Origin of the sequence: Shewanella sp. AS16 (assembly GCF_021412365.1) — a bacterium.
GTDB classification, from domain to species: domain Bacteria; phylum Pseudomonadota; class Gammaproteobacteria; order Enterobacterales; family Shewanellaceae; genus Shewanella; species Shewanella salipaludis.
Window position 1 is genome coordinate 144,157 of the sequence record NZ_JAKCLK010000005.1, and the last position, 13,965, is coordinate 158,121.

The window sequence follows — 13,965 nt, forward strand, 5'->3', positions numbered from 1 at the left end:
CGTGGAACCGCGGCAAACCCGAAACCTTCATCTGGACACGGAGCCACCTCAGTCTTGATCTGGCCGCTCCTGCGGCGCTTCCATGCCGAGGGTATCCACCTCGGCCAAGATGGCGTTGAGCAGAGGGCCGAGCCGAGTGAGGGAGCCGGCCGAGAGTATGTCGTCGTGGGCGAAGGGCAAGCCATGCTGGACCAACTTGCCGACATAGGGTGCCCAGGACTGCGCCACATCCCAATCCGGCGGCAGGGATTTTTCGGCGACAAACAGCTCGACCCGGCCCGAATAGGCCGTGGTGCTGGCCTGTGACAATAGCCTCACTGTATCGTCATAGTTACCTAGGATGTCGTTGAACATCTTGGTCTGCTCCTCACGACTGGAGGCATCGGCAAAGTCTCCTTCGGCGGCGTTGAGGAACTGATGCCTTTCGCGCTCCACTTCGGCCATGGCTTCCTCCTTGGTGGGGCGTTTCCATTCCTGCCCCTCCGGCGGATAGGTATCGAGCAGACCGACGAAGGCGACGGTTTCTCCCCTGGCCGTCAATGTGGCCGCCAGGGCCATGGCAATGGTGCCGCCGAAGGAGTAACCCAGGAAATGGTACGGCCCTTGGGGTTGCACCCGTTTGAGCAACTCCAGGTAGTGTTGCACCGCCTGCGTCATGTCGGCACTGACCGCGACGGCGCCATCCGGCCGCGGCGATTGCAGTCCTATGATGGGCCAACGGCCCTCAAGGTATTTTGGCAGCCCTGTGTATTGCCAGGAGAAGCCCGAACCTGGATTGATACACACCAAGGGCAGTCCCCGGCCGCGGCGAACAGGCAGTATCTGTCCGAAGCCCGCCTTGTCGGGATCGGCCCTGAGCCCTTCATCGCCGAGGATCGCCGCCAGCTCGGCGACCGTCGGAGACACCATTATCTGTCCGACGGATACCTGGAGCTGCAGGCTGCGGCGCAGCTCGGTGGCCAGTTGCATCGCCAACAGTGAATGGCCCCCCAGATTGAAGAAGCTATCCTCGGCATTGACTGTGCTGACCCCGAGCAGCTTGGCGAACGCCGCGGCAATCCGGGTTTCCATGCCGGGCTTGGGCGCACGCCCCATGCGGTTTGAGTGGCTCCCGGGATCCGGCAGGGCCTTCCTATCCAGCTTGCCGTTGGCGCTCAGTGGGAAAGCCGCCACTTGCATCAAGACAGTGGGCACCATATGGGCCGGCAGCAAGCGTGAGACCTGGGTGAGCAGGCTTGCCAGCTCCAGTTCGGTTGCCGCCTGTCCGTCTGTGCCGGATTCATCGGCTATGACATAGCCAACCAGTTGCCGCTGGTCGCCGGTTTTGGCACCGGCTTTGACATCGGCGCCGCCCAGCACTCTGGCATGCACGGCCGCCTGTTGGACCGAGGGCAATTGCAGCAAGGCTTGCTCTATTTCACCTATTTCTATGCGTTGCCCGCGAATTTTCAACTGATCGTCGCTGCGGCCCAGGTATTCCAGGTTGCCGCAGGGCAACCAGCGGACCATGTCGCCGGTACGATACATGCGTTCGCCCGCGCTGAAAGGACTGGCGACGAAACGCTCGGCGGTTAAGGCGGGGCGGTGCAGATACCCTATGGCCAGCTGGGCGCCGCATAAGTACAGCTCTCCCGGTACGCCTATGCCGACTTCACGCAACTGATGATCCAGCACCCGCACTTGGGTATTCCACACGGGTTTGCCTATGGGCACTCCGGCACCCTGGCGTACGATATCCGGCGCCGCTGACGCCGGCAGAGCCGTGGCCGGGAAGTAGGTCACATCGACGGCTGCCTCCGTGGGACCGTAGAGGTTATGCAGGGGAGCCGGGTAATAACGGCGGTAATCTGCGGCCAGTTCGGCCGACAGCGCCTCGCCACTGCAAAATACCCGCCTCAATCCCGTCCCTAAGCCAGTTCCTGGTGCCTGCTCTTTGGCCAGCGTCTCGGTATGCAGCAGGAACGCCGCCAGCATGGAAGGCACAAAGTGCAAGGTGGTGACCCGATACTCTTCCATGAGCTGCAGCAAGAGTGCCGGATCTTTATGGGCCTCGGGCGGCGCCATGACGAGGCAAGCCCCCTGGAGCAGGGGCCAGAAAAACTCCCACACGGACACGTCGAAACCGGCGGGGGTCTTCTGCAATATGACATCGTCATGGGCCAGGGGGTAGGCGTGCTGCATCCAGGCTAAACGATTCACTATCGCGCCATGGGACACCAGGACTCCCTTGGGACGGCCCGTTGAACCTGAGGTATAGATGAGATAGGCGGGATCGCTCGCCTTAAGTGCGCCGATTGGCTCGGCCTCGAGCGGCGCTGCGGCCCCTCGTCCGGGAGTGGCTCCCTGGATATCCGCCAACAGGCTGTCTATCGGCAAGATCTGCACCTGGGTCGGCGCCGATCCAGCGGCAATCCGGGAAAAACGCGCCGCCTGGGATTGGCAGGTCAAGATGAGCTTGGGTCTGGCATCCTGCAACATGAAACCCAGGCGCGAGTCCGGATTGCCGATATCCAGCGGCAGGTAGGCTGCCCCCGCTTCAATGGTCGCCTGCAGCGCCAGGCTCAGGCTGATGCTGCGCGGCAAGGCGATGGCAACGATGTCGCCCGCATTCACGGCATTCGCCCTGAGCACCTCGGCAAGCAGGCACACCTGGCGGCGCATCTCGCTGTAACTCAAAGCCTTGTCTGTGTCGCGCAGGGCTATCTGCCCCGGTGTTTTCCTGGCCTGGAGCTGCAGCAAGTCCCTCAAGGTTGGCGTTTGCCCCTTATGGCTGGGCAAGGCGCTGAAGGTGTGGTTCACCCGGGACAGCAAGTCGCGCTCGTCCAGCGTCTGCAGCTGGAGTCGACATAGGGGCGTGGCAGGCGCGCGCACCAGCTGCTCGAGCAGGCCAACGAAGCGCCGGGCGAAACGCTCTGGCTCAGGCACCTCGGCCCTGTACTCGAACAAGATGCGTATCCTGTCGCCAGGCAGCACCAGGATGGTCAAGGGGTAGTGGGTAAAGCCTCGATTTTGCACATCATTCAGGCGTAGCCCGGCATAATCCGCTCCAAGCAAGGCCTGAGTGACAGGATAGTTCTCCACCACGAGCAAGGTATCGAACAGTGTCTCTGTGGCGGCCAGGCGCTGAATTTCGCCCAGGCCAAGAGCATCATGCTCCAGCAGCGCTATCTGTTGCTGCTGTATCTGACTCAGCTGCTCGAGCAGCGAGATGTCCGGGCGCAAGCCGATCCTGACGGGCAGGGTATTGCTGAACAGGCCTATATGCTGCTCCAGGCCGTCGATGTCACTGAAGCGTCCGGATACTGGGCTGCCGAACACCACATCGTCGCGGCCCGTCATGGAACCCAGCAGCAGGGCCCAAACCCCTTGCATCAGGGTATTGAGGGTGAGGCCCTGGCGACGGCATAAGCGGCCAAGCCCCTCCGAGAGCGACGCCTCAAGCCGCAATTTGAGCTCTCTCACTTCAGGTTGTCCGGCCGGCACAGCCGCGCCGGCCTGGTCAAACACCAGGGTTGGGACGACGCCCCGGAGCGCTTCCTGCCAGGCATCGCGGGCCGGTTGCAAGTCGCGCGCGGCGAGGCGACTGACTACCCGGGCGTAACTCACCTCGGGGGGCATGAGTGCGGCCTTGCCCGAGGCATAGGCCTTGAGCAGATCCTGCAAGAGTATGGGGGTCGACCAGCCATCTATGATCAGATGGTGGGCGGTCAATAACAGGCTGTAGTGTGCGTCGCCTAAGCGCACGAGATGGGCATGGGCCAGTATGGATGCGCGCTTGCCCCGAATCACATCGTCGAAGCTGCGGCGACTCTCGCTCATTTCCAACCTATACAGGGCCTCGGCCTTGGCGGCCGCATCCAGGGCGCGCAGGTCGCTTGCTTGCCAGGGCCAGCGGTAACTCTGACCCGTCACGGTCGATGACGGGATCAGCTGCAGCTGCGAGTCCGAGGTTTGCGTATCGAAGATCACTGTGAGCTGAGGATAGGCATCGAGCAGGGCTTCGAGTGCGAGCCTGAGCCTGGCGATATCCAGCCGACCTTTGAGGTCCAGCTTAGTGGTAAAGCTGTAGCTGGTCTGACTCTCGAGTTGGGCGTGGAACAGCAATCCCTGTTGCAGCGGCAACAAGGGCAAGATTGCCTGTATTCGACCATGTCTGGCCCGGAGTGCCTGCCGGTCGGCGGCGCTTATGTTCATCTGTGTCCCGGCGCGGGGCGCATCGCCAGGGAGGGCTGCTGGCGGGAGTGAGTTGCCCTTCACCTCTGTCAGCGCCAGGGGCCGCAGCACTGCCAGCATGCCTCTTGGGGTACGCTTGGCAAAAATGTCCCTGGGTTTGAGTTCGACGCCCTGGCGATTGAGCCTGATGCTGAGCTGCATGGCGCCAATGCTGTCACCGCCCAGATTGAAGAAGTCATCGTCGAGACCGATCCGCTCCAGGCCCAGAGTCTCGGCCATCTGCCGGCAGAAAAGCCATTCCTCTGCCGTGGTTGGCACGGCAGAGGCGGCGGCTCGCGACGCTGGCATGGGCTCCGGCATAGGCGTCGGCAGCGCCTGCTTGTCTATCTTGCCACTCACGGTCAGCGGCAGATCTGCGAGCAGCGTCAGCCGGGATGGCAGCATATAGTCGGGTAAGCGCTCCGAGAGCTGTGCCATCAAGCTTTGTTGGACGAGTGTGGCGTCTTGGTCGTTGAATGGCGGTTTCAGGGTGCAGTAGCCGAGCAGACGCTGGCCTTGGGCATGGGGCTGCACAGTCACCGCCACTTCCTTGACCGCCGCCAGGGCACTCAAGGCCGCTTCGACCTCACCCAACTCGATACGAAAGCCGCGGATCTTGACCTGGTTGTCACTGCGGCCGATGAACTCCAGATGTCCCTGAGGATCCCAGCGCACCAGATCGCCGCTCAGATACATGCTCTGCCCGCTGACGAAAGGATTGGCGACGAAGCGACTGGCGCTGCCAGCCGGGCGATTCAAGTAACCTAAGCTCATGTTATCGCCTGCCAGGTACAGCTCGCCGGTCACGCCTATGGGGACGGTCTGCAACTCATGGTCGAGCACATAGGCACAGGTATTGGCCAGTGGACGCCCTATGGTGGGCGTGGCATTCCCGGGGCTGACCCTGGCGCTGGTCGCATAGACGGTAAACTCGGTCGGGCCGTAGATGTTGTAGGCATGCAGCTGTGGATACTGTTGCAGGCTATGCCATAAGGCAGGCGAGACGGCTTCGCCACAGATATTGAGCAACAGCGGTTGCCAAGCGCGTGCCATCATGCCGGCCGCCATCAACTGGGTGGCCAAGGAGGGTGCCACCGCCAAGGTGTCGATTTTATGCCTGTCTATGGCTTCGAGCAGGGCATAGACATCGCGCTTTATGTCCTCATCGAACAGATACAGGGTATTGCCGAGCAACATCTGCAGCAAGGGATCCCAGGAGGTATCGAAGGAGAATGAGCCCGTCAGTGCCACCCTCAGCTGCGCTGGTGCCGCCCCGGCGGCCAGGCCCTGTGCCATGCTGCGGGCCTCATGCGCCGCCAGTGCCGCAGTGTAATGCTCCTGCTGCAAGGCCATCATCAGATTCACCAGGGCGCCATGGGGTACCTTGACGCCTTTGGGTTTGCCGGTCGAGCCCGAGGTGTAGAACACATAGGCAAGCTGGTGTTTCTCTATGGCACTACCGAGTTCCTCCGGTGCTATGGGGGCCGCCGACAGGCCGGCGCACGCCCGGATTAAGTGCTGCTCATCGAGACTGACTCTCCTGAGATCCCCGGGTAACCTGGCGATCACTCGGCTGTGAGTCAGCACCAGGGCCGGCATGGCATCGTCACAGATCATTTTCAGGCGTTCATCCGGGTGGCTCAAATCCAGCGGCAGGTAGGCGGCCCCCGTCTGTAAGATGGCAAAGATGGCGATGACAGACTCGGCGCTGCGCGGCAGTGCGGTCGCCACCAGCTTGCCGTCGGTGACACCGAGTGCCAGCAAGAAACGACTGAGCCTGTTGATACGCTCAGACAATGCCTGGAAGCTGAACCTCTGTTCCTGAAACACCAACGCCGGCCATTGGGCCCTTGCAGCGACTTGCCGGCTTAGCAGCGTCAATACGCTTGCCGGATCCCCAGAGCTGTCTCGCCTGGGGCCCTGTTGCCAAGCCTGGAGTTGCGCCAGCTCATCGGGACTCAGCACACTGAGCCTGGCCAGGGTCAGCTGTGGATCTTGCTGTAACTGGGCACAAATATGCTGTAAACGCGCGCAGTGCAAGGCCAATTCCGCTTGTTGGTAGCGGTCGGCATTGGCGGCCAGCTCCAGCCTCAATTCATCGGCGTTCAGATAGAGGCCAAACTCCATGTCCTCTATAGGCCCTGTGGCCAACTGATGGCTAGTGCCGGTATGAGTGTCGAAGTTAAGCCGATAGTCGAACAACTTGCAGTTGATGCTCGGGCCATAGAGGGCCCTTTGACTGCCAACAATGCCGAGATCCCTTTTGATCTGTTCCGCCTCATAGCCTTGGTGTTTCCTGAGTTTACGGATCTCCCAGGCGAGGGCCCGAACCACATCGACCAGGCGCATGCCGCTCTCCAGGGTTATTTGCAAGGGCAGGACATTCACGACACAGCCGCTCGAGGATAAGGCCACCGAGCCCATGCGGCGCATGAAGGGAAAACCGCAGGATATCTGGGTCTGACCGGTCATTTTTCCGAGATAGAGCAAGACGATAGCGATCGCCGTATCCGCCTTGGACACTCGGGGATCCCCAAGCCCGGCAACCAAGGCGCCCAGCGAGGGGATGAGCGTCTCTTGCCGCAGTACTCTGCCGCTTTGAAGCTTTGCCGGGCCACTCATTTTCGACAGGCTGATGGGCTGCACCAGGTTTGCCGCGTAATTCAGCCAGAATTGCTTATCGCTTTGATACTTTTCGGAGTCGGCATAGGCCAGGTATTCCTCGACCACGGCGGCATAGGGGGTCAATGCCGCCGCTGTTATGGCACGCCCTTGTTTCAGCGCCGTGTAGTGCTGCGCTATGCGTTGGGTCAGGGCGCTAAAGCTGAACCCGTCGACCATCAGGTGATGGTACCTCTGGTACCAAAACCAGCGGGGCCCGCCAAGGGCCGAGGGCAATTTGATCAGCAGGTGGCGGTACAGTTGGCGACTGTCGGCGGCATTGCCGGCCTCGGCCAAGTCCTGTGCCATCAGCCCATGGGCTTGTGCCTCGGCTTCGGCCTCATTGGAGAGATCGATCAGGCTTGGCAAGCCTATGTCCCCCGCGGCAGGCAAGGGCGGGATGAGCTGCAGCGGCCGCTCGCTACCCAATCCGTATTGGCTGTGGACAGTATCTGCCTCGCTCAGCCCGATTTGTATCGCCCGCTGCAGCAGGTCTATGTCTATGCTGCCCTCGATCACTACATACTGGGCGACTGAGAAGAGGTTTTTAATCGGGGAAATTTGCTCCGCCAGCCAAATGCCCAGCTGTGGGCCGACCAGGGGCAGTTCGAGCATGGGTTGACGGGCGAGTGCCTGAGACGTTTGTTGCACAATATTCATCCTTTAGAGAGTTGCAGCTGGGCTGCGGATAACGACTTTTAGCCTTCATGGCTGCTGGGCATGACATGGAGCCTCGTTGAGCCCATTGGCGTCAGGCAAAAGCCCCCGACTCAATCTGCTCCAGGCAGAGATTTCGCGCCTGAGGCCCGAAGATGGGGCGCCACCCCGCAGGCACAGCGGCAAACTCCGGCCAGAGGCTGAGTTGCTGTTCTTCGTTGATGAGCACCAGAAAGAGGTGACCCGGATCATCGAATGGATTGAGGTATTGGCTCGAGTCTTTGCCTGTTTCCACGCTCGGCGTTGCCACAGCCCTGGTTGGCAAATCCGCAGCTGGCGAGCCAGAATCCTGTATCTCTGAGTCAGACATAATTTCTCCCGTTAAATGAGTTGCTAGTGTTAATTTCTTGCTTTCAGGCGTCTTTCGACGCCGGAACTTCCTGTGTTAAAGAGACGTCCTGAGCCAGAAAATGCCGTAATCCCTGGAGTAAACCGCCACGCCAACACAACTTGTCGTGGCCCCCCTTATAGACACGGTAAGTCACCTCGTGCCCGGCCTGTTTCAGGGTGTGATACAGCTCCTGGTTGGCGCTGCGTATGGCGGTTTCCCGGCTGCCGGCCTCCATGAAGATCCGGATGCGGGACTCGGGTAGGCGCCGTTCCGCCAATTGCTCTGTCAGCCAGCCGCGCCTGGAAATGTTGCCGGCGGCAGTTGGGGAAGCGACCGGATGCGACAGCGCCGCGACATGGGGCCACCAGAAAGAACCCGACTGGCTGAGCACGCAGCCAAAGCGCTGCGGCCAGTGCAGGCCGGCGAACAGGGCGCTTAGCCCGCCATAACTCTGGCCGACCAGGAGTGTCTTCTGTGGCAGACGCGAGTGGGGGGCGAGGCGGTAAATTTGTGGCATCAGCTCCTGCTGCACCGCCAACCAGAATGGCGCATGACAGGGCAGCTCCCGAGCGCGGTTTTGCGGGCCGAGTGAATCGATCAACACATAAACGGCAGCGGGCAGGCCTTGCCTGGTCTCATGATCCAGGGCGGAGAAAATCGGCATGGACTGGGCCCATACCTCACCGTCGAGCAAGAGCACGAGAGGGCGCTGCGGCGGCGCCTGAGCATCTATGCCGCCCTGGGGTTCATATAACCAGACCGGCCGCTCTGTGCCCAAGATGGCACTATGCCAGGTGAATAGCTGCCGTTTCCCCTGAGCCAACTTGGCCAAGCCCTGGCTGGCAGACCCATTATCCAAGGCCTGCCAAGCCGTCTGCGCCGGCGCGGCCTTGAGGTGTATGGCCGACAATTGTTCCCGCCAGCTTCCCAGCTTGGGGCCAGCGAGATTGAGGGGATCGGCACGCTTATGCGGCAGAAGCGAACGCCACCAGGCTCTTTGCTGTGCTTGACGTCGCAATGGATCTGCATCCGGGGAGGGCGGCAATTGGTCTCGCGTAATGGCGAGGTAACAGTAACTGCCACGCCAGTCGGCATCCAAGCGGCATTGCCAATGCCATATATCTGTATTGGCAACCCGGTTGAGAGACTGGGGCGAGAAGCTGTGGTGATCCGTTACGCAGTTGATATCCAGGTAAACGGCCACGATAGGGGATTGCGCCGCAAGCCCATGGGGATCCCGCCAGAGAAAATGCAGCGTGACTGACTCTGGCGCGTCGGGATGCTCGACACAGACGGGCGTGCCTGCTTCTTCGATGCCAGACCACCAGTCCTGGCTGCCTATCTCGGCCGAGCCTGTCGGGTGCCGGCTTATCCCGGGTAACTTATCCATGTAATCGCTGGCCATTGATGCTGTCCCTAGGGCATACCTGTTTCACCCCATAGCTCTTCTGGGTATGAATGCCTCAATCCTGTTATATCCAATGCAAATCTGTATCTGTTTTGGCTGAAAATTGAATCTTGTCAGCCCTTAACCTCAGCAACTGCGCCAGCAGAGTGCACAGATGTCACCTGGGTTATTGTCGAAGTAGCAACAAGATAACCCGACACAAATAAGATTGCAATTGATAATCATTCCCATTAATATTTGTTCGTTTTCTGGAACAAGGTTGCTTAATACACTTTGATTTATATTGCATTTCGTTAGAGGGGAGTTTGATGAAGGATTATTTACCTGCGGCAGCAGCGACTGAATTGCGTCGTTTCAAGCCAGGTGCGCTGGCTGGCATCCTGGGTTTGCTGATGACAGGTTACGGCGTCGCGGCCGAGCAGGCTGAAATGGACAGAATGGTGGTGACTGCGACGGGAAGCGAACATTTGTTAGCCACCGCGCCTGCATCCATTTCTATTATCACAGCCGAAGAAGTGACTCAGTACCCCATCAAAGATTTAGGTGACGTACTTAAAACCTTGCCTGGCGTGAGCATCTCCAGCTGGGCGGGGGGGCGTAACGGCATCAATTTGCGTGGTTTGGATGAAAATTATGTGCTCATGCTGGTCAATGGCAAGCGCGTGTCTTCCAGCAATGGGCTCTGGCGTGCCGGTAACTTCGATACTACCTCGATCCCCCTGGAGTTGATCGATCATGTTGAAGTCATTCGCGGTCCCATGTCGGCCCTGTATGGCTCGGATGCCGTGGGAGGGGTCATCAACATCATCACCCGCAGGCCTCAGGACGATTGGGAGTCGACCTTGAGCCTGGATGCCAGCTTCATGGATAAGGGCACGGGCGGTGATAGATATCGTGCCAGCCTCTATACCACAGGCAAGTTAACGGACAATCTGGGCCTGGTATTCAGCGCCGAGAAAGCCGATCAGGACATTTGGGTAAACCGGGAGGTGACCCCCAAGTTTGACACCATAGAAGGGCGTGAAACCTTGAAATTTGCCTCCACCCTGAGCTGGCAAATCGATGACAGCCAGTCCCTGGAGCTGGATTTGGCCAGCGATCGAGACGATGTGCCCCTGACGACCTATGGCGCCTATAGGGAGCAGTCCATCGACAGGATCACTGTCGGCCTGACCCATAACGGCAACTGGCAGTGGGGCAAGACCCAATTGCTGGCGAATCTGTCTAGTGCCGATATCTATGACTACAACTCCCGCTATAACCTGCAGCCGCCCTTGGGCCGGGATCTTGAAGAGATCAACACCACCCTGAGAGGCACGGTTTTCCTGGACTACGGCTACAACAATATCACCTTGGGTGGCGAATACCTGAAGACGCAAGTCAACGACCCTGTCCAGTATCCCGTCAGTGGCGGAGACAGTCAGAGTCTCACCTCCTTGTTTATTCAGGATGAGATCGGCCTGGCAGACAACTTAATCGCCACCCTGGGGGTGCGGGGCGAGGACAGTGGCAGTTACGGCACCCATGTCAGCCCGAGGCTCTACCTATCCTATTTACTGAATGAGGACATAGTGCTCAAAGGCGGCGTTGGTACCGCATTTCGGGCTCCCAGCCTCTTCGAATCCTCACCCGAGTTTCATTCTGTCAGCTGTAAGGGCGCCTGCAGCATCTCGGGCAACCCGGATCTGCAGGAAGAAACCAGCGTCAGTACAGAATTGGCACTGCTGGTCAATAAGGACCTGTGGTCGGCGTCAGTCACGGTATTCCACAACAAGGTGGAGAATCTGATCACAGTCGAGAGCTGGGATGGCACCAGCCCAGTACGTAGGTACTTCAACGAAGCCGATGTCACCATCAAAGGTGTGGAAGCGACCGCGAGTATCCAAGTGACGGACGACGTTTCGTTTGCAATGAATTACACCTATCTGGACACCCAGAATACCCAAGGTAAATCCCTGAGTTATCGCCCGGAGAACACTGTGAATGCCAAGTTCGATTGGCAAGTCATAGACGATCTTAACCTGTATGCCCAGCTGAATTACTACGGCGAGCATCTCGGCAATAGGGGACAGGAGTTGTCGGGTTACAGCCGCATAGATCTGGGTGGCAATTACTTCGTTTCCTCCGCCCTTAAATTAAAGTTGGGCCTGACCAACCTCACCGACGAGCAGCCGGTATTGGATGAGCCGACATCGGACATGATACTGCAGGGAAGGGCCTTGTTCGTCGGTGCCAGCTATAGCTTCTAGGCGAGAGTCGCGATGTGACACAGGTAGAGGCGGCAAGCTTGTCGCCTTTATTTTCAATCTGAATGTATGCCTTTGACACCGACAGAACACGGGCCTGTGTCGAAGGCGGTAAGGAAAAACAGTGCAAGCCTTATTGTTAATACTGCTGGGTGGCGGCTGCAGCTTGGTTTACCTCAGCCATAAGAATCAGGGATGGTTAAACAAGACGTTGGCGTCCAGATATTGGCGCTGGCTGGGTTACGGCCTGACGCTATTGGCATTATTGGGTTGGCTGAGCATTTTCAGTCTCGCCCCCGCGCTGATGACCTGGACCGTATCCCTGATGCTGTTCTTTGGCATTTTTCCTTTTTTAGCCTTGCTCCGGGCGCCGAGGAGGTCGGCAAGAGATGAATAGCAAGCAGAAAATCCAAGCGGATTGGTGGAGCAAGAGCCTGATCGGCGGCGTCTTGGGTTTTAGCCTGGCGCTGGCGCTGAGCAGCCTCTTGACTGTCATCACACCCGGCGGCATGGACGGACAGAGCAAGGTGCAATTCAACATGTGGATGGTCGCGCCTATCTGGATGCTTATTTTCAGCTTCAGCTATCTATTCCGTTCCGGACTCAGTGCCATGAGCTGGTTGACGGGACTGAACCTGCTGAGTTACAGCCTACTCCTCATGGTATTAAGGTAAGCCGGATGAAAATTAGAAGCGATGTGATGCGGATATATCAGTCCATGCATATTTGGACTGGAATAGTGACGTCCCTGGTCTTGTTTATCGGTTTTTATGCCGGCTCCCTGACCCTGTTCAAGCCCCAGTTGGATAGCTGGTTAACGCCACCCGGGCAAGTGCTGCCACAGATCCCGACAGCTCAGTTGGATCAACTGGTTGGCCAAGTGCTTGACCAACATGAGAGTGCCAAAGCCGGTTTTAGCTTGTATTTGCAAGACGCTGCGGCGTCACACTCACCCATCCAATGGTTTGCCACTGACCTGGGGCGTGAGCTGCATTTGGATGCACGCCTATGGCAGGGCACACTGGATGAAAACGGACAGCTGCAGACTCTCCAGGTGTTGCCCTCAGTGGTGGCCGAGCTCGTCGATTATCTGCATAGAACGGCAGGCATTCCCGGCACCCTGGGCCACGAACATATAGGCATTTATGTCCTTGGGGTTGCGGCCGTGCTCTACTTTCTGGCGCTGGTTTCAGGGGTCATAGTTCTGCTGCCGAGTCTGGTTAAAACCTGGTTTGCCCTGCGGCGTCAAAAGGGAGAACGGCGTTTCTGGCTGGATGCCCATAATATTGCCGGTATCACAGCTTTGCCCTTTCACCTGGTCATCTGCCTGACTGTGATAGTGTTCGCGTTTCACGACCAGATCTACGCCAGCTTAGCGCAGATCTTGGATGATGATACCCAGATCAGCCGCCAAGCCCCCCCACGCCTAACTAAGACCTATGAGTTACAGCAATTGCTGCCTGTCGGTCGCTTGCTTGAGACAGCCCACGACCTGGCGCCTGAATTCAAGGTCACGGAAATGGTTTACATGGGACTGCAGGGGCCAAAGCCTATGGTGCGCCTGGCGTTGTTCAACCCAGACCGGCTGATGCGCGGCCCGATAAGCGATTACGCCTTCATCCACCCCTACAGCGGCCAGCTACTCAACAGCACCCTCTCACCTGGGGAGGCCGGCCTGTGGGGACGCCTGGTCGCCAGCTTCTTCGCCCTGCATTTCGGCAGTTACGGCGGTGATTGGGTGCGCTGGGCCTATTTCGTCCTCGGGTTTGGCGGGGCCTTCCTCTTCTATTCGGGCAATCTCTTATGGCTCGAGTCCAGGCGCAAGAAACGCACCAAGGAGATGGGCATCGCAGAGGTTCCCACCCAGAGTCGCTCCTGCAGGGTGCTGGCCAATCTCACTGTCGGTGTCTGCCTCGGATCTATGGCGGGGGTCGCAGTCACTATGGTGACGGGAAAACTATTATATGCCAGGGTCGACAACATCAATCATGTGTCTATGGCCGTTTATTACAGCGTGTTCCTGGGCGCCATTGCCTGGGGATTTTTGCTTGGGCCGGCGCGGGCAGCAATCCACTTGTTGCATATGTGCGCCTTGTCCACGCTGGCCATTCCCATGCTGACACTCCTGGCCATCTTGCTGCCTGACTCAGGGCTGTGGCCATCCACTGCGCCGGGTACCCTGGGGGTCGATCTCGTGGCCCTTGTCTGCGCCTCATGCTTTGGTTATTTCGCCAAAATCGCCAGGAAACGCGGCTTGGAAGGCCCGCGGGATAGCCTATGGTCACTTCATTCCGGCCCGAAAGCCCCATGCTTAACAAGCTCAAACCGGGTCGGCTCAAGGCAATAACAGAGACGATTGCTATGAAATCATATTTTTCGATGTAACCCAC

7 protein-coding genes are annotated in these 13,965 nt (G+C 58.8%); 4 read left to right on the plus strand and 3 right to left on the minus strand.

Annotated features, from left to right (window positions below; genetic code table 11):
* Window positions 1–48: 48 nt before the first annotated feature.
* The 3 genes from LZP73_RS13905 to fes all read right to left on the minus strand — a co-directional run bounded on the left by LZP73_RS13905 (window position 49) and on the right by fes (window position 9,326).
* Window positions 49–7,524: a non-ribosomal peptide synthetase gene (locus tag LZP73_RS13905; protein WP_234235610.1), complete on the minus strand. Its 7,476-nt coding sequence runs from the start codon at window positions 7,522–7,524 to the stop codon at window positions 49–51.
* Between the two features lie 100 nt (window positions 7,525–7,624).
* Window positions 7,625–7,900: an MbtH family protein gene (locus LZP73_RS13910; protein WP_326490351.1), complete on the minus strand. Its 276-nt coding sequence runs from the start codon at window positions 7,898–7,900 to the stop codon at window positions 7,625–7,627.
* 43 nt (window positions 7,901–7,943) lie between these two features.
* Window positions 7,944–9,326 (minus strand): enterochelin esterase, encoded by a 1,383-nt coding sequence (gene fes / locus LZP73_RS13915; protein ID WP_234235611.1) that lies wholly within the window; start codon window positions 9,324–9,326, stop codon window positions 7,944–7,946.
* 311 nt (window positions 9,327–9,637) lie between these two features.
* Here fes and LZP73_RS13920 point away from each other — a divergent pair, with 311 nt between their 5' ends.
* The 4 genes from LZP73_RS13920 to LZP73_RS13935 all read left to right on the plus strand — a co-directional run bounded on the left by LZP73_RS13920 (window position 9,638) and on the right by LZP73_RS13935 (window position 13,922).
* Window positions 9,638–11,578: a TonB-dependent receptor domain-containing protein gene (locus LZP73_RS13920; RefSeq protein WP_234235612.1), complete on the plus strand. Its 1,941-nt coding sequence runs from the start codon at window positions 9,638–9,640 to the stop codon at window positions 11,576–11,578.
* 192 nt (window positions 11,579–11,770) lie between these two features.
* Entirely contained in the window at window positions 11,771–11,968 is a 198-nt protein-coding gene (locus tag LZP73_RS13925; RefSeq protein WP_234235613.1) for a hypothetical protein, read from the plus strand.
* Window positions 11,965–12,249: a hypothetical protein gene (locus LZP73_RS13930; RefSeq protein ID WP_234235614.1), complete on the plus strand. Its 285-nt coding sequence runs from the start codon at window positions 11,965–11,967 to the stop codon at window positions 12,247–12,249. Before LZP73_RS13925 ends, LZP73_RS13930 begins: the two co-directional genes overlap by 4 nt.
* Before the next feature lie 5 nt (window positions 12,250–12,254).
* A complete protein-coding gene (locus tag LZP73_RS13935) occupies window positions 12,255–13,922 on the plus strand; it encodes a PepSY-associated TM helix domain-containing protein (protein WP_234235615.1) in 1,668 nt (555 codons plus the stop codon).
* Window positions 13,923–13,965 lie beyond the last annotated feature (43 nt).

Excerpts from the sequence above, each read along its gene's own strand:
- LZP73_RS13920 (WP_234235612.1), top strand. The coding sequence starts at position 9,638 with ATGAAGGATTATTTACCTGCGGCAGCAGCGACTGAATTGCGTCGTTTC.
- LZP73_RS13910 (WP_326490351.1), bottom strand. The coding sequence starts at position 7,900 with ATGTCTGACTCAGAGATACAGGATTCTGGCTCGCCAGCTGCGGATTTG.
- fes (WP_234235611.1), bottom strand. The coding sequence starts at position 9,326 with ATGGCCAGCGATTACATGGATAAGTTACCCGGGATAAGCCGGCACCCG.
- LZP73_RS13925 (WP_234235613.1), top strand. The coding sequence starts at position 11,771 with ATGGTTAAACAAGACGTTGGCGTCCAGATATTGGCGCTGGCTGGGTTA.
- LZP73_RS13930 (WP_234235614.1), top strand. The coding sequence starts at position 11,965 with ATGAATAGCAAGCAGAAAATCCAAGCGGATTGGTGGAGCAAGAGCCTG.
- LZP73_RS13935 (WP_234235615.1), top strand. The coding sequence starts at position 12,255 with ATGAAAATTAGAAGCGATGTGATGCGGATATATCAGTCCATGCATATT.